The sequence below is a fragment of the Streptomyces sp. NPDC050504 genome (assembly GCF_044458065.1).
Taxonomy (GTDB): Bacteria; Actinomycetota; Actinomycetes; order Streptomycetales; family Streptomycetaceae; genus Streptomyces.
In genome coordinates, this window is record NZ_JBITHO010000001.1 from 1334092 (window position 1) to 1353727 (window position 19636).

Annotated in this window: 19 protein-coding genes; 10 read left to right on the forward strand and 9 right to left on the reverse strand. The window is 70.4% G+C overall.

The features are described from left to right. The first annotated feature begins 99 nt into the window (after positions 1 to 99). On the forward strand, positions 100 to 1455 hold the full coding sequence (locus ACIBNE_RS05550; RefSeq protein WP_399269804.1) for a tetratricopeptide repeat protein: 1356 nt from the start codon (positions 100 to 102) through the stop codon (positions 1453 to 1455). Positions 1456 to 1465: 10 nt separating this feature from the next. On the opposite strand, the gene ACIBNE_RS05555 is transcribed toward ACIBNE_RS05550, so the two are convergent. Then, entirely contained in the window at positions 1466 to 1702 is a 237-nt protein-coding gene (locus ACIBNE_RS05555; RefSeq protein WP_399269806.1) for a hypothetical protein, read from the reverse strand. 274 nt (positions 1703 to 1976) lie between these two features. On the opposite strand from ACIBNE_RS05555, the gene ACIBNE_RS05560 reads away from it, so the two are divergent. Beyond that, entirely contained in the window at positions 1977 to 2639 is a 663-nt protein-coding gene (locus ACIBNE_RS05560) for a lysophospholipid acyltransferase family protein (protein ID WP_399269808.1), read from the forward strand. A 107-nt stretch (positions 2640 to 2746) separates the two neighbouring features. Here the strand turns inward: ACIBNE_RS05560 and ACIBNE_RS05565 are convergent, their stop codons facing one another. Then, positions 2747 to 3649: a LysR family transcriptional regulator gene (locus tag ACIBNE_RS05565; RefSeq protein ID WP_399269810.1), complete on the reverse strand. Its 903-nt coding sequence runs from the start codon at positions 3647 to 3649 to the stop codon at positions 2747 to 2749. Between the two features lie 124 nt (positions 3650 to 3773). Here ACIBNE_RS05565 and ACIBNE_RS05570 point away from each other — a divergent pair, with 124 nt between their 5' ends. After that, the gene (locus ACIBNE_RS05570) at positions 3774 to 4280 is read left to right on the forward strand and encodes a nuclear transport factor 2 family protein (protein ID WP_399269813.1); all 507 of its coding nucleotides are present in this window, start codon (positions 3774 to 3776) and stop codon (positions 4278 to 4280) included. 156 nt (positions 4281 to 4436) lie between these two features. Here ACIBNE_RS05570 and ACIBNE_RS05575 read toward each other — a convergent pair whose 3' ends face one another. Together ACIBNE_RS05575 and ACIBNE_RS05580 are read right to left on the reverse strand one after the other, a co-directional pair. Then, positions 4437 to 4688: a hypothetical protein gene (locus tag ACIBNE_RS05575; RefSeq protein ID WP_399269815.1), complete on the reverse strand. Its 252-nt coding sequence runs from the start codon at positions 4686 to 4688 to the stop codon at positions 4437 to 4439. 213 nt (positions 4689 to 4901) lie between these two features. Beyond that, positions 4902 to 5495 (reverse strand): YbhB/YbcL family Raf kinase inhibitor-like protein, encoded by a 594-nt coding sequence (locus ACIBNE_RS05580; RefSeq protein ID WP_399269817.1) that lies wholly within the window; start codon positions 5493 to 5495, stop codon positions 4902 to 4904. Positions 5496 to 5773: 278 nt separating this feature from the next. On the opposite strand from ACIBNE_RS05580, the gene ACIBNE_RS05585 reads away from it, so the two are divergent. The 3 genes from ACIBNE_RS05585 (at position 5774) to ACIBNE_RS05595 (ending at position 7986) form a co-directional block, all read left to right on the forward strand. Continuing rightward, a complete protein-coding gene (locus ACIBNE_RS05585; protein ID WP_399269819.1) occupies positions 5774 to 6049 on the forward strand; it encodes a PadR family transcriptional regulator in 276 nt (91 codons plus the stop codon). Then, positions 6046 to 6795, forward strand: a complete 750-nt coding sequence (locus ACIBNE_RS05590) for a hypothetical protein (RefSeq protein WP_399269821.1) — start codon at positions 6046 to 6048, stop codon at positions 6793 to 6795. Before ACIBNE_RS05585 ends, ACIBNE_RS05590 begins: the two co-directional genes overlap by 4 nt. A gap of 93 nt (positions 6796 to 6888) precedes the next feature. Further along, complete coding sequence (locus ACIBNE_RS05595) at positions 6889 to 7986, forward strand: MerR family transcriptional regulator (RefSeq protein ID WP_399270092.1); 1098 nt, start codon at positions 6889 to 6891, stop codon at positions 7984 to 7986. Positions 7987 to 8613: 627 nt separating this feature from the next. On the opposite strand, the gene ACIBNE_RS05600 is transcribed toward ACIBNE_RS05595, so the two are convergent. The 3 genes from ACIBNE_RS05600 to ACIBNE_RS05610 all read right to left on the reverse strand — a co-directional run bounded on the left by ACIBNE_RS05600 (position 8614) and on the right by ACIBNE_RS05610 (position 10640). Beyond that, a complete protein-coding gene (locus tag ACIBNE_RS05600; protein ID WP_399269824.1) occupies positions 8614 to 9051 on the reverse strand; it encodes a GNAT family N-acetyltransferase in 438 nt (145 codons plus the stop codon). 105 nt (positions 9052 to 9156) lie between these two features. After that, on the reverse strand, positions 9157 to 9852 hold the full coding sequence (locus ACIBNE_RS05605; RefSeq protein WP_399269826.1) for an HAD family hydrolase: 696 nt from the start codon (positions 9850 to 9852) through the stop codon (positions 9157 to 9159). Positions 9853 to 10019: 167 nt separating this feature from the next. Continuing rightward, entirely contained in the window at positions 10020 to 10640 is a 621-nt protein-coding gene (locus tag ACIBNE_RS05610) for a TetR/AcrR family transcriptional regulator (protein WP_399269828.1), read from the reverse strand. Between the two features lie 97 nt (positions 10641 to 10737). Between ACIBNE_RS05610 and ACIBNE_RS05615 the strand changes: the two genes are divergently transcribed. Next, a complete protein-coding gene (locus tag ACIBNE_RS05615) occupies positions 10738 to 11316 on the forward strand; it encodes an RBBP9/YdeN family alpha/beta hydrolase (RefSeq protein WP_399269830.1) in 579 nt (192 codons plus the stop codon). Between the two features lie 83 nt (positions 11317 to 11399). Here ACIBNE_RS05615 and ACIBNE_RS05620 read toward each other — a convergent pair whose 3' ends face one another. Continuing rightward, a complete protein-coding gene (locus ACIBNE_RS05620; protein WP_399269832.1) occupies positions 11400 to 13931 on the reverse strand; it encodes a tetratricopeptide repeat protein in 2532 nt (843 codons plus the stop codon). Positions 13932 to 14327: 396 nt separating this feature from the next. Between ACIBNE_RS05620 and ACIBNE_RS05625 the strand changes: the two genes are divergently transcribed. Both ACIBNE_RS05625 and ACIBNE_RS05630 read left to right on the forward strand, forming a co-directional pair. Then, positions 14328 to 15119: an alpha/beta fold hydrolase gene (locus ACIBNE_RS05625; protein ID WP_399269834.1), complete on the forward strand. Its 792-nt coding sequence runs from the start codon at positions 14328 to 14330 to the stop codon at positions 15117 to 15119. Between the two features lie 171 nt (positions 15120 to 15290). Continuing rightward, on the forward strand, positions 15291 to 15830 hold the full coding sequence (locus tag ACIBNE_RS05630) for a hypothetical protein (RefSeq protein ID WP_399269836.1): 540 nt from the start codon (positions 15291 to 15293) through the stop codon (positions 15828 to 15830). A gap of 1570 nt (positions 15831 to 17400) precedes the next feature. Here the strand turns inward: ACIBNE_RS05630 and ACIBNE_RS05635 are convergent. Continuing rightward, positions 17401 to 17538 (reverse strand): hypothetical protein, encoded by a 138-nt coding sequence (locus ACIBNE_RS05635; protein WP_399269838.1) that lies wholly within the window; start codon positions 17536 to 17538, stop codon positions 17401 to 17403. A gap of 34 nt (positions 17539 to 17572) precedes the next feature. Between ACIBNE_RS05635 and ACIBNE_RS05640 the strand changes: the two genes are divergently transcribed. Beyond that, a partial coding sequence (locus ACIBNE_RS05640; RefSeq protein ID WP_399269840.1) for a GEVED domain-containing protein occupies positions 17573 to 19636 on the forward strand: 2064 nt, incomplete at its 3' end.

The following is a 19636-nucleotide window of genomic DNA, read 5'->3' on the forward strand; positions in this document are numbered from 1 at the left end:
GATCGCGCCGGGAAGAGGGCCGGGAAGGGCATCCCGTGAATGCGTGAACGCTTGTACGCTCGTGAAAACGCGCCGTGTCCCGTGAGCAGGGAGGACGTGATGTCGCGTCGTGCCCCCAACCACCAGTTGGCCGTACTCCTCTCCCAGGCCCGCTGGCGGCCCGCCGACCTCGCTCGGGCCGTCAACGCCCTAGGCGCGGTCCAGGGAGTGGCATTACGCTACGACCGCACCACCGTGGCGCACTGGCTGGCCGGCTCCCGGCCCCGGGCCCCCGTGCCCGATCTGGCGGCCCAAGCGCTGAGCGACCGCATCGCCCGCCTCGTCACTCCCGAGGACACCGGGCTCGCTCCACCCCGGAAAGACGGCACACCCCCACCACTCACGCCCTGGGCCAAGGGAGAACCGGTGCGTCATCTCCTCGCACTGTGCGGCGCCGACGCCGACCCCGAGCGGCGCGCCTTCCTGCAGCGTTCCGTCTACGGCCTGGCCGCCGTTCCCGCCCTGACCTGGTCGCCCGCGGCCCCGCCCCGTGAACGGTCGCCGCGGCACACCGAAGCCGCCGACGCGGCGGCACTGCAAGCGATGACCCACACCTTCGCGGCCCTCGCCCAGCAGCACGGCGGAGCCCCCGTACGCACCGCCCTCGCCGCCTATCTCGCCGATCACGCCAGCCGCCTCATCGCGGCCCCCGCCTCACCGGAAGCCCGCCGCCAGACGGTCACCGGAACCGCCCAACTCACCCATCTGCTCGCCGACATGACCGCCGACGCCGGGCATCCCGGGCTGGCGCAGCGCTACTTCCGCACTGCCCTCGCCCTGGCGCACCAGGTGCCCGACCGCCGCCTGTACGCCATCACCCTGCGCGCCATGAGCACCCAAGCCCTGCGCCTCGGTCACCCCCAGCACGCCCTGCACCTGGCCGAGACCGCGGTCGACATCGCCCGGCCCGTGAACGACCCGGCCACCAACGCGTTCCTCTACGCGCAGCGCGCCCTCACCCACGCGCGAACCCGGCAGCCGCGCGCCGCCTTGGCGGACCTCGCCGCGGCCGAACGCCACAACGGAGCCGCCACCAGTCCGCCAGGACCCTTCAGCGCCTACCCCAGAGCGGCACTCGACTACCAGCGCGCCCAGACCCTCCACGTCCTGGGCGAACCGGCCCAGGCGCTTGCCGCCCTGAAGGCCGCCGCGGACCACCGGACCCCCGCCGAACGCAAGTCCTACGCCCTCACCCAGGCCCAGCTCGCCGAGGCACTGTTGGAGCTGGGGCACCTGGAAGCGGCCTGCGCGCACGTGCACCTCTTCCTCGACCACTACCCCCACCTGCGTTCCAGCCAGGTCGAGCAGGCCCTCACCCAGCTCCTCCAGGGCCTCGCGCGCTTCCCCAGGCAACGCCACGCGGCCGAGGCCGCCGAACGCGCCCGCACCGTGGCCCGTCCGCTTCACCGCGCGTGACCGCTCGTGCTCAGCGGCGCGCGACGGGGCAGGCATCCGGATCTCCTTCGCCCTCTCCGCCCTCGCGGACGGTGACGATCGGACCGTCCGCACCGGAACGCGGTGCCGTCTCGTTCCGAGCGGCCACGAACTCACCCGGGGGCGGAGCAGGGGTGCCGAAAGGTTCGTCGGCCCGCTCGGGAGATTCGATGTCGGCGGGCTCAAGGAGTTCCACATTCCACGGATCATTCATGTCGTCTACATACATCCTGCACACCTGCCGCTCGGGCTCGCCACGCGCGACTGCCGGGGAATACGGACGTGGATGAACGTTCCTGTCTACTCCATTCGCGCAAGCGTCGTGCCGAAACGGGCAGCGGACCTTCAAGGCCACGTCACCGCGGTGTCCGTACACACGGGTGGCCCGCCCACCGACGACCGTACTCAGCCGACCAGTGTCGAAGATGAGTACGATCGCCCGTCCCCCGGGAAGCGAACACACCGACGATGAAGATCTACACGTCGAAACCGGGAGACCTCGCATGCTCAGCCGTATCGCCGACACCGTGGTGCCTGTCTTCGGTCGCCTCGCGGTGACCACCGACCCGCATGCCGAGCTGGCCCCGGGCAGCCTGATCGTGGCGAACCACACCTCGCTCGCCGACCCTGCCGTCGTCGTCGCCGCGCTGCGCCGTCTCGGTGTCGAGCCCGTCGTCATGGCGGCCGCGGGACTGTGGCGCGTTCCGTTGCTCGGCCGGGCGCTCGCCCGCGAGGGCCACATTCCCGTCGTACGCGGAGAGAGGCGTGCCGCGGCCGCGTTGCACGCCGCCGCCGAGGCGCTGGAGCGGGGCCGTCTGGTCCTCATCTACGCCGAGGGCGGCCTGCCGCGCCGTCGGGACGTGGCGGAGCGCACCCCCGGGCCCTTCCGCAGCGGCCTCGCCCGGCTCGTCGAGCGCAGCGGGGCCCCCGTCGTACCCGTCGGGCAGGCAGGCGCACGCCGGATCACATCCGGCAGTGTCCTCAAGCAGATCGGGGGACTGGGCACCGCTCCCTTGCGCCGCCCGCGCCTGCACGTCCACGTGGGCGCGCCGCTGGCACTCACCGGTGACCGGGCCGCCGGGACCGAACGGGCCCGGGTAGCCGTCACCACCGCCTGGCGCACGGCAGCCGCGCACCTGGGGGAGCAGGCCGCGCTCGCCACGTGATGATTCCGCGAAACCAGGGCCTGTCGTGAGGCTCCCGTCGTCCTCGCGGAGCCGTTCCACGTGCCCACCGCAGGGCCGCGCCACCATCGGGGCGTCATCGGGTGCCATCAGGGGGACGGTACGAGCCCCTGGACCACGCTGAGTGCGGCCTCACTGAAGGCGCGGACGCGGGCGGTGGCACTGTCGGCGAGCCACACCAGCCCCCATTCGATCGGCGCGGCGTCCGCGACGGGCACGTAGACGACGTCGGGCCGGGCGTGGTAGCGCTTCGCGTGGGCGCCGACGACGAAGACGCCCTCTCCGGCACCGACGAGGGTCAGTATCTCGTTGAACGTCATGGCCGACGGGCCGGGCGCGACCGTTCCGCCTGGGGAGGCGCGGCGCTGAGTACGACCGTCGTGCGGGGATTGCGGCACCGACTCGGGGGCCAGCAGGCGTACCCGTGTGAGGTCTTCGGCGGAGACGGTCGTACGGCGGGCGAAAGGGTGCCCCGCCGGTACGGCGAGCATGCGCGCCTCCCGTACCAGGACCGGCCCCGTGACAACGCCCTCCTCGGACATCGGATGACAGGTCAGCGCGAGGTCCACTTCACCGCTGTGAAGCCACGGCACGACGTCCGGCAGGCGCGCCTCACGCATCTGGACCTCGCAGTCGGGGTGCCTGCCGCGGAACTCCTGGGTGGCCCCGACCAGGAGCTGGCTCGCCGCGGGGCCGCTGAAGGCGACCCGCAGCATCCCGGTCAGGCCACGTCCGGCATCGACGGCCCGTGCGACCGCGTCAGCGATCAGGTCCCAGGCGGGCCGTATCTCCTCACACAGCTGTCTCCCGACCGGAGTGAGCTCCACCCGGCGGCTCGTGCGGTTGAACAGCGGTACGCCCAGGCGGCGTTCCAGTTTGGCGATGGTCTGGCTGATCCGGGCCGTGGACACCCGCAACCGCTCGGCGGTGCGGCCGAAGTGCAGTTCGTCGGCGAGCGTGAGGAACGCCTCCAGTTCGTGTCGCTCCAGCATCCCCGCACCCTTCATCGTTAATCGAAGTCCCACGATCGTTGCGCAAGCGCGCGTTGATGCCCCGTGCGGTCCGCAGCAGGATCAGAGGTGTTGGAGAACCGCCCGACCCGCACAGGAGAACATCATGTACGTCACCCGCGATCGCGCCCTGACCGCCCCCGCGCACGACACCGCCGCGGTCGTCTCGGAACTCAGGGACCGTGCCGAGATCACCGACGCGCTCTACCGCTTCGCTCTGGGCCAGGACCTCAAGGACAAGGACCTGTTCGCCTCGGCCTTCGCCGCCGACGCCGAGGTGGACTTCCGTCCCGCGGCCGCCAAGTGGGGTGCCGAGCCGCCGCTGATGTCCGGGCGCGACACCATCGTCACCACCATCCTGGACCTGTTCGCGGGCCGGGTGGACACCACTCACCAGGTCACCAACCCGCGCATCGCGATCGAAGGCGACACCGCTCGGCTCACCGCCCTGGTGGAGGCCCAGCACCTGCTCACCGCGGACCACTCCACGTACGCGCTGCTCAAGAACCCCTACGACGTGGACCTGGTTCGCGAGGAGGACCGCTGGGTCATCCGCCGCCTCCGTATCGACAACACCTGGTTCACCGGCGAACCCGCCGCGATCTTCGGCTGAGGCTCCGCGTGGAGTCGCGACAGGACCATGTCGTCAGCCTGCGGCCCCCGGCCGGACGGCTCCCCGGGAGCCCGTGGGCCCGTACCGCCCCGGGGAGCCGTTGGTCGCGGCCGTGGCCGCCTCAACCACCGGGCCTGACGGACCGCCCGGTTCTGGTCAGAGCTGCTCGATCACACCGCAGCTGACCTCGCGCGGGATGTCCCCCCATTCGGTGGGGGACCAGTTGAGGAAGAAGTAGTGGACCGAGTGCCTCTTCCGCGTGGGGATGTGCAGGATCGACCTCGTCCTGTCGTAGCTCCACGCGAGCTGAGGAGCGATCTGGGAGCGCGGCTCGCAGACGGGCGGCGGGATGTCCGGCGGCGGGGGCCGCAGCGCCGCCGGAGCGCCGACGGATGGGGCGCCGGGCACGGCTGATGCTGTGGCGCACGGGAGGATGAGGGCGACGGCTCCGGCAAGTACGAGGAGCACGCCTCGGCGGCGTCGTGGAATGTTGCTTGTCATCTCGACCTTTCAACGCGGTGCCAGTGGCAGCACGTTGACACCCTTCCCGAACACGTGAGGGCTCGTACCCCCGAAATCGGGAGGAAAGGATTCAGCCTCACCTGTTCGGGCGCGGCGACGCTACGACTCGCCGGTGATCCTGGCCGAACCGATCGTCGCGGCGGCGATCGCCCTGGCGGCGGTCTGGGTCGATGAACTGGAACTGAGGCTGGTCAGCGACGTCCGGTTGAGCGCGTGCACGACGAACTCGTAGGTGTTCACCGTCGAGGGTGAGCACGGTCCCTGGTAGCCGAAGAGGCTCGCGCTGCCGCGGTAGTAGACCTGTCTGGCTCCCGCCGGGGTCGAGGGACGGTACTGATGGTCGACGTTCTGGGGGAGCGAGGCGGTGCTCGCCGGGATGTCGTAGATGACCCAGTGGATGAGGTTGGAGTTGTCGAGGTCGCGCATGACGATCGCGTAGCTCTTGGCGGCGGTCGGGGCGCCCGACCAGTTCAGGGGAGTGGATTCGTTCCGCTTGGCGGGGTCGTTCCCCCCGCCGCTGGTGCACTCGTGGACCTTGGGGATGACACCGCCGTCGGCGAACGCGGCGCTGGACAGTGCGAACGCGCTCCGGGCGGCCGATGACGCCGACGGGGTGGACGAAGCGGTGGTCGGGGAGAGGCCGACGGCTCCCGTGACGAGCAGAGCGCATAGCGGAATTCCTGCACTTCTCACTGGGGGCTCCCGGGGGATGCTTGAGGCCGCTTGGGTTCCGTGGCGCGAGAGGGATGCTCGTGCGATCCAACCAGCGTACGCACGCCGGATTCTGACGTCATGTCACTTATCGATCCGATCGCTGTACTTTTCGCCGCCCGCGGCGCGTCGTGACGTGAGTCGACGCTCCCGTCCCCGGCGGGCGGATCCCCTTGAATGTCGTACTCGACATATGGTGGGTGCGGTGCTTCACTCGTGATATGGCCTCAATTCGACTGACGCGCACGACACTTGAAGTCATGAAGGTGCTGCTGACGTCCACTGCTGACGACCCCGCATGGGGGCTGAAGATCTGCGAGGAAGCCGATCTCGGCTCCGGGACCGTGTATCCGATCCTTGAGCGGCTGGCCGCCGCGGGGTGGGTCACCCGGTACGAGGAGACGGGCGAGCACCCTGGGCGGCCGAAACGGTACTACTACGAACTCACGGCTGTCGGCCGGGGCGCGGCCCACCGGGCCAGGGAGAAGAAGCCCCGGTTCTTCGGGTACGCGGCGACCGAAGGGCGCGGCGCGTGAACACCGCGGAGGTACGGCGCGAAGAGCCCCCTGGTGCTGGACGGGCGGCTGTTCTGGCAGTTCTGCTGCCGGTGCTGTTCGGCACGTCCGCAGCGATCTTCCTGCTCGTGGGCTACGTGCTGACGACGATCGATCCCGAGCCCGCCTTCGCCCGGACCCTGCTCAACGCCGGCTGGTTGTTCGGCGGGGCAACGGTGCTCGCGGTGGCGGCCTCCGCGATCGGCCTGCTGGTCGTCGCTCTGCGCCATGGATCACAGGTGGAGGAGGCGGGATCTCCGGCCTCCAGGAGGACGGCTCCCCCGAGCGGCAGGGCCGCCCGCCGGACCGTGGACTTCGCTTCCTTCGTCGCCGGAACTCGGCGGGCACACCTCCGAGAGGAGTGGTCAGCGGTCCTCGCCGGTGATCCCGAAGGCGGCACCGTCCTCTCGGCACGCCGCAGGATGAGCTATGCCCTCGGCTTCCTTTGGGCGGCACTTCGCATGCGGCTGAGTGATGTCGGTTCTCCTCTGTGGGTGCCTGTGGACTGGCTGCTGTCGGCCGAGTCGCGCACGAACGGCTTCATCGCGCTGGGCGTGGGCGCGCAGGTCGTGTACATCCAGCACCAGGACGGTTTCCACGCCCTTGCCACTGAGGGATGGGGCTGGTGCGCCGGCTGTGGAATCGCGCTCCGGTTGTTCGTCAGCTGGCTCCGCAGGGTGCGCGGTATCGAGATGGCGTCACGGCAGAGCGACACCCGGGACGAGTAGCGCCTCTCCGCGGCACCGTGACCCGGGGCTGCCGCTCTTGACCCTCACGTGGCGTCAGGCCGCATAGTCGGTGCCGTGGAAGATCACTGGACCGTGGGACGCGTGGCCGAGCTGGCCGGCGTGAGCGTCCGCACGCTGCACCACTATGACGAGATCGGGCTCGTGCGTCCGTCGGCGCGGACCTCGGCCGGGTACCGGGCCTACTCGGCGGACGACGTGGAACGGCTCCGGGAGGTGCTGGCCTACCGACGGCTGGGCTTCGGTCTGCGGGAAGTCGCGGAACTGGTCGGCGACCCGTCGACCGACGTGGTCGCCCACCTGCGCCGACTGCGCGGCCTGTGGCTGGAGCGGCGTGATCGCGCCGATGCCACGGTGGCTGCCATCGACAGGGAACTCGAAGCACGGGCCAAGGGACTGACGGTGACGCCGGAGGAGCAACTGGAGATGCTCGGGGCGCGGTTGTACGAGGTGATCGGCGGCGCGTACACCGCGACGCGGCGTACCGAACCCCGGATCGCCGCGCGGATCTGGGACGCGCTGGGGGACGCGCGGACGGTGCTGAACGTCGGGGCCGGCACCGGCTCCTACGAGCCGGTCGACCGCGAGGTGACCGCGGTGGAGCCGTCGGCGGTCATGCGGGGGCAGCGGCCTGTCGGCTCGGCGCCGTGCGTGGCCGCAGCCGCGGAGAGCCTGCCGTTCGACGACCGGTCGTTCGACGTCGCGATGGCCGTCTCCACCGTTCACCACTGGGGCGACCCGGTGGCGGGGCTGCGCGAGATGCGGCGCGTGGCCCGACGCGTCGTGGTGCTCACCTTCGACACCGACGAGCCGGGCTGGCGGGACCGGTTCTGGCTCACCCGCGACTACCTGCCCGAGTTCGCCGACGTCCTCGCGGGATTTCCCTCGCTTGCCGAGATGGCCGACGCGATCGGCGCCCGCGCGGAGCCGGTACCCGTCCCGTGGGACTGCGCCGACGGCCTGTTCGAAGCGTACTGGCGCCGACCGGGGGCCTATCTGGAGGATCACGTGCGCCGTGCGATGTCGGTGTGGACGAGGGTCGGGCCGAAGGCCGAGCAGCGGGCGGTGCGAAGCCTCAGCGACGACCTCGACTCCGGCCGGTGGGCCGAGCGCAACAGCGACCTCGCCGACCTCGACGCGGCGGATCTCGGCCTTCGCCTGCTCATAGCCTGAACGGGCACCGGCTGTCACCCTGGCCCCGGCGCAAGGCCGGGGCCACGGTTGGGCGTTGCTCCTGCCGCGCGGAGCGCACGACGCCTGGACTCCGCCCGCACTCACCCGATCCGGAGCTTGTGGCGAGGCGCGGTCGCGTCCCCGTTCACGGCATGAGACGGGTCCCGGCTCGTCCGTTGGCGTGCCGGGGCCCGGACACCGTCTTCGCACGGGGAACGGCCGCCCTCGCGGCGCCCGCCCAGCTCCAGCCTCCCGCCGACACCACGCCCGCCGTCACACTCGACCCCACGGGTTCACCTGCTTCCTCCGCCCGCCTGTTTGCCTGTTGCAGCCGCACCGCCGATCAAGGGGCGTCGGCGCGAAGCGGACCCGTTTCGCCCGCCGGTGCCGAAGATTCCTGCTGCTCCGGCGTCATCGAACCTAGGCCGAAATCGAAGATCGGGCTGAACGCTCCGCGCGGCAGAAATTGACGCTCAGTGCACCCGGGCCCGGCGGGGCGCAGGGCTATGGCGTCAAACACCTGGTCAGCGACCTCCGAGCGGTGAACTGACCGGAGAAGCCGTACGGATCTGGCGGATCGAAACGGAAAGGCCACCCACACCGCCGTGAAGACGGATCGGACGCTGCTCAGGACAGGGGGTAGTCGTAGCGCAGGAACCCCTTGTGGACGGCGACCTTGTCATACAGCGCTCGGGCGGTGGTGTTGCTCTCCTGGGTGGTCCAGTACAGGCGGGAGGCCCCTCTTTCCCGTGAGGCGCGGGCCACTTCTTCGATCAGCGTCCGTGCCGCCCCCTGCCCTCGCGCCGCCTCGTCGACGAAGAGATCTTGGAGGTAGCAGCTGTTCCCCGTCCAGAACGTCGCATGGAACAGGTAGTGGGCGATGCCGACCAGCTTCCCGTCCGACCAGGCGCCGATGCCGTGGAACTCCGTGCCGCTTCGGAGCTGCCGCCAGGTCTCCTCGTACCCCTCGTCGGGCACCTCGGTGCGGTAGAAAGCCTTGTAGCCGCGCGCCAGTACTTCCCAGGCGGCACGGTCCTCGTTGCGCAACGAGCCAGTATCGATCATGGTTGCCCATCCTCGCACGCGAGCCGTCGGCCGACCTCAACCGATCGACAGGACGCCCCCACGGCGGTCGGGGTGCTGCGTGAGCAGCTCGACCGGGGCTCCTGATCAGCCGACCATCTCCAGCACCGGACGCAGTGCGGCGGGACGCTGGTGGACCGGGAGCGGGTCCACCGGGAGATAGCGGCAGCCGATGGCCTCCGCACCACCGTCGGCCGTCCGTTCGTCGCCGACCATCAGGGCCCGCTCCGGCGCGACGCCGAGCGCGTCGCAGGCGGCCTGGAAGATGCGCGGATCGGGCTTCGTGACACCGAGCTCGTACGACTGGACGTAGGCGTCGAGGAAGTCGTCCAGCCCGTGCGCCCGGTAGATGGGCCGCCAGTCAAAGCCGACATTCGTGACGAGGGCCGTCTTCACCCCCTGCTCGCGCAGTCCGGCGAGCACGTCCGCCGCGTCCGGGTAGGGCTGCCAGGCATCCGGCACGAAGGACCGCTCGTACAGCGAGTCGTAGAGCTGCGGCCACGGCAGCGCGGCCTCCCGTGCCAGCCCGGTGAAGGCCGCCCGGTGCGTCTCGGCGTTCTCGTCGCGGAGCGGCCAGACTTCCTTCAGGTGATCGGGGATCGACTGCGGCCGCGTTCCGCCCGGCAGGCCACCGCTCGCGTCCAGACGCCGTGCGTGCATCCGTATCGTGTCGTCGTCGGCCTTGATGTCGTGTCCGTCCAGTACGGCGCGGAGCCGCCGTTCCGCCGACTCGATTCTCAGCAGGGTCCCGGAACTGTCGAAGAGCACGGCCTCGATCACCATGACCGCGACTCTAGGCAGGTGCGTTCCCGCCGCGCAACGGCCCTGAACACGACGGACCGGAAGAGGCTTTCAACCGGGCGGGAACGCCACTGTTGACGGTAGGAACGGCCCACGGCCCACGGCCCACGGCCCACGGCTCGCGGTCGAGCCGCGCATCGGCGTCCTCCTCAGTTCGTGCTGTGCCATCCATGGAGGAGCCGGGCGACATGGGCGGGTGCGTCGGCCGGATCGAGCGGAGCGTGGCCGACGAGCAGGCGGTACCAGAACGGTCCGAAGACCTGGTCGATCGCGTAGTCCGCCTCGGTGCCGGCGGGCAGTTCGCCGCGGCCGATGCCCTTCGCCAGCAGCCCGCGCACGACGGCGCGGCGGCTTTCCACCCATTGGCCGAAGGGCTGCGCGAAGGCCGGATCGAGCTGTGCCTCAGCCATCAGGCCGCGAAGTGCCGCGATCCGTACGGGGTGTTCACTGATCCGGTAGAGGTCGGCGACGAACACCGTGAGGTCTTCGGCGAGGGTGCCGGTGTCCGGTACGGGCACGCGCTGTTCGACGGTCTGCCGGTAGGCGTCCATGACGAGGGTGGGCTTGGACTTCCACCAGCGGTAGATGGTGCTCTTCGCGACGTTCGCGCGCCTGGCCACGCCCTCGATCGTGACGCCCTGGTAGCCGACCTCCTCCAGGAGGGCGACGGCGGCGGTGAGCACCGCGGCATGCGCGTCCTGGCTCCGCACCCGTCCCCCGGTGCGGCGGGCGGTGGAGGGCGGACGGCGGTGGGCGTTCTCTTCGGACATGGGCGTCACCGTAGCAGTGTGATACGTTCTTATCGAAACGCGACGTCGCGTTTCGAAATAAGGTTCTGAAGAACGCTGATGATGTTGGGGGAGAGCCATGAGCACGATTGTTGTCAACCATGGGTTCGGCATGAGCGAGACGGACCACTGGTACCCCTATCTGCAGGCCGAGTTGGGTGCCGCAGGTCACGACGTGCGCGTTCCGCGGCTGCCTGACGCCGACGCCCCTCAGGCCGAGGCGTGGCTGAAGACCCTGACCGCCGAGACGTCGGCGGCGCCGGCCGCCGACACCGTCCTGGTCGGGCACAGCCTCGGCGGTGTCAACGTGCTGCGCCTGCTCCAGCAGCACGACGTCGAGACCGAGGGTCCCTACGCCGGTGTGGTCCTGGTCGCGTCGATGGCGGGCGAGGTCGGCTATGACGCCCTCGCGCCTTTCTTCGAGCCGGACTTCGACTGGTCGGGCATTCGCCGCGCGGCCAAGTCGTTCCGCGTCCTGCACGCCGCGAACGACCCGGTCAGCGGGGACGCGACTTCCTGGCACATCATGAAGTTCGTGACCGAACTGGGCGCCACGGCCACCGTCACGGCCGAGGGCGGACACTTCCCCAGCTTCGACGCCGCACAGCCGGAGCTTCCCGAGGCCCTCCGTCTGGTGAACGACGTCCTGCCGGGCTGACCCCGACGGCCTGGCGCGAGCCGTACGGCGTGCCGCGAGGATCCCGGCCGCACGCAGACACACCACCCGGCCCGACCCAGCAATTACGGCTGGGGCGGGCCCTGTTCCCGCCACCGCCGTAACCCCTCTGCTCGCTCCATCGTGGCGGGGTGCTCTTCGCCCAGGACGCGCCGGGAGCTCTCGACGGTCAGCTCCAGCAGCCTGATCGCCTCCTCCTGCCGTCCGGACGCCTGATAGCTGGTGGCGAGGTTGGCACGGTAGGTCAGGGTGTGGGGGTGCTCGGTTCCCAGGACGCGTTCGCTGGCCGCCAAGACCTGCTCTTCCAGCGTGATGGCTTCCCTGGTACGCCCGGCGGCCCAGTAGCTGGCGGCAAGGTTGGCGCGGGAGGTCAAAGTGTCGGGGTGCTCGGACCCGAGGAGGCGTTCGCTGTCCGTCAGGACCTGTTCCTCCAGCGCGATGGCCTCGGTGGTACGCCCGGCTGCCCGATAGGTGGCGGCGAGGCTGATTCGCGTATGCAAGGTGTCGGGATGCTGGGGCCCGAGCAGATGCTCGCGGCCGGCCAGGACCTGTTCCTGGAGCGCGACGGCGTCCCCGGTTCGCCCGTCCGCCAGGTAGCTGACCGCGAGGCTGCTCCGTGCGCGCAGGGTGGAGGGGTGCCCGGTCCCGAAGAGACGTTCGCGATCGGCCAGGACCCGCTCCTGGAGCGCGACGGCCTCCCCCGTACGCCCGGCGGCCCAGTAGCTGGCGGCGAGGTTGGCGCGGGAGGTCAAAGTGTCGGGGTGCTCGGTTCCCAGGAGGCGTTCGCTGTCCGCCAGGACCTGTTCCTCCAGCGCGATGGCCTCCCCGGTACGCCCGTCCGCCCCATAGGTGGCGGCGAGGCTGCCACGGGCGGTCAGAACGTCGGGGTGGTCCGCGTCCAGCAGCCTCTCCGCGGCGGCGAGCTGGTGCTCCCAGTAGGCGACGGCAGCTGAGGGGAGCCCGTTGCGCCAGTGACTCGTCCCGGCGTGGAAGAGCAGCGGGTGCCCGTCCGGCTGCCAGAGGTGATCGCCCGCGAAGGGCCACAGATGGTCGGTGTTCGCGCGCAGGACCACTGCGCGGGCCAGGTCGTCGTGGTCCTCTTCGGGCCACAACTCCAGCAGCGCGTCGGCAACCGCCCGCACGACGTCGCGCCGCCGTTCCGCGGGAAGGACTTCGCGGGCGGCGCGCGCGGTCAGCGCGTGGATCCGTACGGCACGCTGCGGATCATCCCGGCGAGTGGCGACGAGCCCGTACCGGTGCAGGAGCCGCATCGCCTTGCGCGCGGTCACGGCGCTCACCGTCAAGGCGCCGGATCTCACGTCACCGCTGTCGGCGGGAGCGGCCACCGCCGCACCCTCCGACACCGCCGGGGCCGTCACACCTGCCTCCCGGTCATGCTCCTGGACGGCGCCACCGGAGACGCCTTCCACCCGGGCGTACGTGAGGTAGTCGGCTACGGCATCGGTCTGCCACAACTCGACAGGGTGCCCGGCCGGGTCGAGGAACGCCGCCAAGTCCAGTGCGGGCACGGCCAGCCCCACCGGCTCGGCCGCCTGCGCCGCCTCCAGCGACAGCAGCAACGCCACAGCGACCTCCCGGCCGTACGCCTCGCCGCTCCACTTCGCGGGCAACACCTGGTCGAGCCGCTGCTCCTGGTCGCGGAAGTGCTCCACGTACTTGGCGCACGGCTGGTCTTCGTTGATCATCCACGCGGCCGCGTAGCCGAGCGCGAGCGGCAGATGCCCCAGCACGTCACCGACGTCGTCGACGGCGTCGTCGAGGAGGTGCTCGGCCTCGGAGACAGCGAGCCGTTCGCGCAGGAACGCCGCGGACTCGGCTGCCGTGTAGGTGCTGACGTCCAGGACGCGTCTGCCGCCGCCGCTGATGTCGGCGCCCTTCAGCCGGGTCGTGATCACTGCCCGGTGCCGCATCCCGGCCCCGTCCGGACCGTCCGTCGCCTTCTCTTCGCCGCAGGTACCGGCAGGTGGCCACCAGCCGTGCAGTGCGGCGGGTTCGGCGACGTTGTCGAGGATCATCAGCCAGGACCTGCTGGTCGTGGCGGCCCAGTTCAGAAACGCCCGAGCGTCGCCTTCCACGTCCTGGCCGGCCGCGCCAGGTGCCCGGACGAGGCGCGCGGCGCTCGCGTACGTGCCCAGGAGTTGTGCGGGTCGGGCGGCGTCGGCCCACAGGACGAGATCGGTTCCGGTACGGGTGGCGTGGTGGGCGAGTGCGGCGGCGAGCTGTGTCTTGCCGACCCCGCCGCCCCCGGACAGGACCTGGCTCAGCACGACCGTACCCGTGGTGCTCTGGGCGCGGTGGATCTGTTCACGCAGCATGGTGCGGGGCTGGTGGGCGGTGACCAGGTCGGGAACGGAGCCGATGCGCAGTGGCCAGGGCACGTCTCCAAGGGGCGGTGGGGGAGGAGCGTGGTAATTGAAGGTGCCGATGGTCCCGGCCTGGACGGCGAGACCGTGCACGGTCCCTGACAGGTCGTTACGGACCCGGACGGTCTCGTCGCCGCTCAGCCCGGAATCCGGGCCGTCGCCCGTACCCGTCGGGCCACCTGCACCGTCCGGATCTTGCTCCTGCCCTGCCATCAATTCCACCCCCGCACAGGGTCGTTCAGTGCCGTCCCGCTCCCACGGTAGAAGGCCGCACAGTCCTCGGCACGGGAAACCACAGACCGTGCGCCGGGACAGCGGCCACCAGTCTTCCTGCCACGGGAATCCACCTGCGGCGGGCCGCTCGCAACAAGGGCGCGACGGACCACGGGCGGGACCGGAAACGGGGCGGCCGGCAGTGTCTGCCTGTGCCGCCGGGGTCCAGTCCGCCGAAGTCTTCCACCCTCCTCCGGCACCTGACGGCCGATGCTCAGCACGCGTCCCCCGCCATCGCCCCAGCTGTCCCCACGCCTGGGCCTCCGTCGATGCGCGACAGCGCACGGACCGAGCGGATACAGTGCGAGCCCACGCCGGAGTCGGGGGAGTCGGCCGATGACGTACACGACGACACCTGACGGGACCCGCATCGCCTACCAGCTCCAAGGCGACGGAGCACCACTGGTCCTGCTGGCGGGCCAGGCCAACAACCATCACTGGTGGGACCCGGTACGCGCTGACTTCCACCCCGCGCGCAGCACCCTCACCCTCGACTACCGCGGCACCGGCGACAGCGACAAGCCCGATTCCCCCCACAGCACCGAACTGTTCGCCCAGGACGTCATCGAGGTCCTCGACGACCTCGGCATCGACCGAGCCGATGTCTACGGTACGTCCATGGGCGGCCGCGTGGCCCAGCAACTCGCAGCCCGCCATCCGCACCGGGTCGGCGCCCTGGTCCTCGGCTGCACCTCACCCGGCGGCCCGCACGGCATCGAGCGCGGCGACGACGTCCGCCGTGCCCTGGCCCAGCCCCGGCCCGGGGCCGCGCGGCAAGCTCTGCTGGAGCTCATGTACACGCCCCGCTGGCTCGCCGACCACCCCGGCCCGCACCACACCCTCGGTGATCCCCGCATGCCCGCCCACTCCCGGCGCCACCATCTCGCGGCCAGCAACCGGCACGATGCCTGGGACCTCCTGCCCGGCATCAGCGCACCCACCCTGGTCCTCCACGGAACCGACGACCTGCTCAACCCCACTGCCAACGCACACCTGATCGGCAAGCGCGTCCCCGGCGCCCGACTCCACCTGGTCCCCGGCGCCCGCCACGCCTACTTCGAGGAAGCGCGCGCCCTCGCCAGTCCCCTGGTCCTGGACTTCCTCACCGCTGTCTCCCACCGGCCGTAGAAACGCGGTGGCAGGAAGCGGGCGGTGGGCAGCCGCTCGGCCGGATCCTGCAGGGCCTGTGGGGGTGTGCTGCCGACGCGGCGCCGGATTGGCTCTTGACCCATCACCTGATGTAGAACACTTCAGCGATCGAACGTGATCGCGAATCTATTCAGTCATCGGGGGATTGACATGAAGTCAACTCAACGTTTCATCAGCAGCCTTGCGGCCGTCGTCATGCTCGGGGCGGTCGCGGCGTGCGGCCCGGAGGACACCGCGGCCGATGGCGCGTCCGGCGGCTCCACGGCCTCCACCCAGCCGACGGGGAAGCCGTCTGAGGGCGAGAGCTCCTCGGACGAGTCCGCCGACGACTGCGGGAAGCAGCCCACGCTGCCGGCCGGCCACAAGATGGTGGAGATCGCCGAGCCGCCGTCGAAGGGCTCGATGTCCGCGAAGGACGCCCAGCCGACGTGCACGCCCAACGACTGGATCTACCAGGGTCAGGGCGAGGCGAAGTACTACCTGTTCGCGCAAGAGGTGAAGGCGGAGCTGGCCGCGGGGCCCGGCTCCACGAAGACGGTCCCCGTCGGCGAGCTGTGGGCGCATGCCGGTGACTGCATAACGGACCAGGCCGCGGTGAAGTCCCCGTACACCTGCTCCGGCAACATCTACGACATCACGGTGGACGGCGAGGGCAACGTGACGACCATCAAGGAGATCTGGCACTCGTAGCCTCCCCGGCGCTGTGCGGCGGGCCGCCGGCGTGCGGTCAGCCGCACACGAGCGCAATGCGGTACCTGTCGGCCGGATCCGCCGTCGCGCGTCGGGAAGCGACCGCGTCCACGGGGATCCGCGCCGGACGAACCGGAGCCGGTGACCGCCGGACTCGTGTCCCTGCACGCCGACCGCGTCGGCCTCGGATTCCTCACGGATGCTCGACCACGCCTCCTGGGCACACTCCAGCAGGACGTCGACCAGCCGTCGCCCAGGCCGACGCGCGGCGCATTCGAGAGCCAAGCGGGGTCCCCCAAGGTCGAAAGTGTCAGCCATCGCCACATGGGCGAGCGGGTACGCGCAATGTGGACGCGGCCGTCGCGGTTCAAACCCTGGCTGGTTGCGGATGAGTTGTGGTCGGGGATCGGCAACGCCCGGGGTGTGGCAGCGGCTGTACGAGGTCCCGCTGGGTGGACTGAAGTCCTCCGGCCGCCTGGACCTGTCCAGGTCGGTGGCCGACAGCTCCCGCGTGAGGGCGCTCAAGGGCGGCCCAGAACCGGACGGAGCCCGGTCGACCGGGGACGGCCGAGCTCCAGGCGCCACATGATCTGCGACGCGGCGGCATCCTGCTGACCGCAACCCTGACCGGCGGCAACCGCAACGACATCATTCTGCTGTCGGCCCCGCCCCGTTCCGGCCGCGCCCCGTTCTGGGCGTGGTGCGTTACGCGAGGCGGGTGTACCCAGGTCCGGCAGAGGTATACCGAGCCCGGCCGTGTCCGGGTACGGACGGTGTCCCGCACAGGTTGGTTGGCCGGTGCCAGAGACCTGGTCGGGGTGCGTAGGCCGCCCCGTATACGCATACGGATCATGGCGGAGTGCGGACGCCGGGACACCGGCTGCTTGGCGAGCATGTACGTGCCGCCCGGAACCGGCACAGTCGGCCAGGAAGGCCCGGGTGCCTCGCACCCCTGTGTCAGCGGGCGGTGCGCAAGGTGTGCGGCTGCCACTGTCGGTGCGGCAGCCGCACACCCGCGGCACCGATCAAGCCCCTTGAACTCACCGGGCGGCCGTGTCGCGTTCCGCGGCCGATGCCCTCTGGAGCGAACCGGCCGCTTGGGCAGCGCTTGCCGTCGCCAACGGCCTGCGGCGGATCGGGCATCGCCTCTCACCGCGCCCCGTCCGGTGCGAGTTCGGTCACCACCGCGGCATCACTGGCCGGCACCGAAGTGAGGCAGGCCGTAGCCCGTCCGCGTGCACCGGACGGGTGGTAGGAGGTCAATAGAAAAGATCATGGCGTGTCTTTCATTCTTTGTTTCCGCTTCTTCGCATAAGTGGACTTTGGGCGACGTGATCAGCGCGTCTGCCGGGTGAGCAGTCAACGGTGAAGGGGCGCGGTCCGTGCGCAGAAGAAAGCAGTGCTACTCCCCGCCCGATCGGGCCAGGAGACGCCACGGCCGCGGCGTCTCCTCCTTCGGGCGCGTGAGCAGATGGCGGGGCTGGGCGACGGGCGGCCGGGCGCGACGGGCGCTGGCCCTGTTCGCGGCGGTCCTCACGATGGCGGTCGGCCTGGGGCTCCCCTCCATGGCCTATGAGGTCGGCACCAGTGCGGGCTCGGGCAGTACGGGCGCGGGGCCGTGGACGATCACGTTCCCGTCGGGGAGTTCCTCCAGCGTCACCGCGACCGGCGGCACCACGGTCGACCGGGGCGGCACGCTGAGCACCATCGGGTCGCCGTCCGCGTCGAACTACGAACCGCGGGTGGACCCGACGAAGACGTGGGCCCACAACATCGTGACGTCCACGAACTGCGGTGCGAACAGCACCTGTGGGGCGGGCACGCTCACGCTGTCGTTCAAGCACCCCGTGCGCAACCCCCGCCTGAACATCTCCGGCCTGGGCGCGCAGACCGGCGACTACGACAACCACACCTCGCTGCGGCTGAAGAGCGTGGAGGGAACGGCGACCCTCGAACCCGCCCGCCCCGGGGCCACGCTGCGCGTCGTAGGCCAGACGATCCAGCCGATCGACGGCGCCCGCGCCCGTGCGAGCTGTGCGAACGCGGTGGGCACCCGTGGCGGCTGCGGCACCGTGCCCGTCACTGGCACGGTCAAGTCGCTGACGTTCGACATGCTGTTCACCAACAACCAGGCGGCGGGCTCCAACCCCGACCGCTGGCTCATCGCCCCCTCGGTCGAGGACGACTGCTCCAACGCTCCGGACTCGTACGGCAGCGCCTCCCACGTGGTCGGTGACCTGACGCTGGGCCCGGATGTCACCGAGGACATGAAGAACACGTCCCTGACCGCGGCGTGCCGCAGGGCGGACGACGAGAACGACCTCGCGCCCGACCTGACCGGCCTGGCCGTGGACATGACGGAGCGCCAGTACTCCACGACGGTCCCGGTCAACAGCCCCAGCGCCGCCTCGTACGCGGCGGCGTGGATCGACTTCAACGGCAACGGCACGTTCGACGAGGGCGAGCGCGCGACGGCGGCCGTTGCGGCGGGTGCGACGGAGGCCACGTTCACCTGGGCCGTACCCGACGACATCAAGGCCGGGCAGACCTGGAGCCGCTTCCGCCTCGGCTACACCCAGGGACAGACCGAGTCCGCGACCGGCATGGCCGACTCCGGTGAGGTCGAGGACTGGCAGCTGACCATCGACAGCCCGCCCGCACTGAGGCTGGAGAAGTCCGTCACTCCCGAGACGGTGGCCAAGGCAGGCGACGAGGTCACCTATTCGTTCAAGGTGACCAACACCGGCAACGTCGCGGTCAGCGATGTGAAGATCGATGAGACGGCCTTCTCCGGCACCGGCACCAAGCCGGAGGTGATCTGCCCGGCCGGAAGCGTGGAGCCGGGTGGGTCGGTGACCTGTACGGCGAAGTACAAGGTCACGCAGGCCGACGTGGACGCGGGCAAGGTCGACAACACGGCGACCGCGACGGCCACGCCGCCGCCGGGCCGCAGGACGCCGGTCTCCAACGAATCGTCGGCGAAGGTGACCGCAGCTCCTGCCCCGAAGCTGGAGCTGGAGAAGTCGGCCTCGAAGAACGATGACCTGCGGGTGGGCGAGGAGATCACCTATTCGTTCAAGGCGACGAACACCGGCAATGTCACCCTCACCGACGTCAAGGTCAATGAGGGTGCGTTCAGTGGTTCGGGCAAGATGTCGGCGATCACCTGCCCGGATGAGGCGAAGTCGCTGGCTCCGGGTGCGTCGGTGACCTGCACCGCCACGTACGTGGTCACCCAGGCCGATGTCGACGCGGGCAAGATCACGAACACCGCGACCTCTTCCGGCACCCCGCCGGGTGGCGGCGACCCCGTCACCTCCGACCCCGACACGGTCATCGTGCCGGGCAACCAGACGCCCGCGCTGGAACTCGTGAAGTCTGCCGACAAGGACAAGCTGGTGGTCGGTGAGACGGTCACCTATTCGTTCAAGGCGACGAATGCCGGCAATGTCACCCTTACCGACGTCAAGATCGATGAGGGTGCGTTCAGTGGTTCGGGCAAGATGTCGGCGATCACTTGTCCTGACGCGGCCAAGTCGTTGGCTCCGGGTGCGTCGGTAACCTGCACGGCCACGTATAAGGTCACGCAGGCGGATGTGGACGCGGGCAAGGTCGACAACACCGCGACCGCGACCGGCACCCCGCCCGGTGGCGGTGACCCGGTCACCTCCGACCCCTCCAGGGTCACGGTTCCGGCCGACCGGAAGCCCGCGCTGACGCTCGTGAAGTCCGCTGATAAGGGCAAGGTGGTGGTCGGTGAGACGGTCACCTATTCGTTCAAGGCGACGAACACTGGAAACGTCACC

Coding starts and splice junctions, on each gene's coding strand:
- ACIBNE_RS05625 (WP_399269834.1), top strand. CDS start 14,328: ATGACGTACACGACGACACCTGACGGGACCCGCATCGCCTACCAGCTC.
- ACIBNE_RS05620 (WP_399269832.1), bottom strand. CDS start 13,931: ATGGCAGGGCAGGAGCAAGATCCGGACGGTGCAGGTGGCCCGACGGGT.
- ACIBNE_RS05560 (WP_399269808.1), top strand. CDS start 1,977: ATGCTCAGCCGTATCGCCGACACCGTGGTGCCTGTCTTCGGTCGCCTC.
- ACIBNE_RS05555 (WP_399269806.1), bottom strand. CDS start 1,702: ATGTATGTAGACGACATGAATGATCCGTGGAATGTGGAACTCCTTGAG.
- ACIBNE_RS05605 (WP_399269826.1), bottom strand. CDS start 9,852: ATGGTGATCGAGGCCGTGCTCTTCGACAGTTCCGGGACCCTGCTGAGA.
- ACIBNE_RS05565 (WP_399269810.1), bottom strand. CDS start 3,649: ATGCTGGAGCGACACGAACTGGAGGCGTTCCTCACGCTCGCCGACGAA.
- ACIBNE_RS05635 (WP_399269838.1), bottom strand. CDS start 17,538: ATGGTGCTCAGCGTGCCGCCCCGGTCGACCGTGGTGCCGCCGGTCGCG.
- ACIBNE_RS05630 (WP_399269836.1), top strand. CDS start 15,291: ATGAAGTCAACTCAACGTTTCATCAGCAGCCTTGCGGCCGTCGTCATG.
- ACIBNE_RS05600 (WP_399269824.1), bottom strand. CDS start 9,051: ATGATCGATACTGGCTCGTTGCGCAACGAGGACCGTGCCGCCTGGGAA.
- ACIBNE_RS05570 (WP_399269813.1), top strand. CDS start 3,774: ATGTACGTCACCCGCGATCGCGCCCTGACCGCCCCCGCGCACGACACC.
- ACIBNE_RS05610 (WP_399269828.1), bottom strand. CDS start 10,640: ATGTCCGAAGAGAACGCCCACCGCCGTCCGCCCTCCACCGCCCGCCGC.
- ACIBNE_RS05585 (WP_399269819.1), top strand. CDS start 5,774: ATGAAGGTGCTGCTGACGTCCACTGCTGACGACCCCGCATGGGGGCTG.
- ACIBNE_RS05550 (WP_399269804.1), top strand. CDS start 100: ATGTCGCGTCGTGCCCCCAACCACCAGTTGGCCGTACTCCTCTCCCAG.
- ACIBNE_RS05615 (WP_399269830.1), top strand. CDS start 10,738: ATGAGCACGATTGTTGTCAACCATGGGTTCGGCATGAGCGAGACGGAC.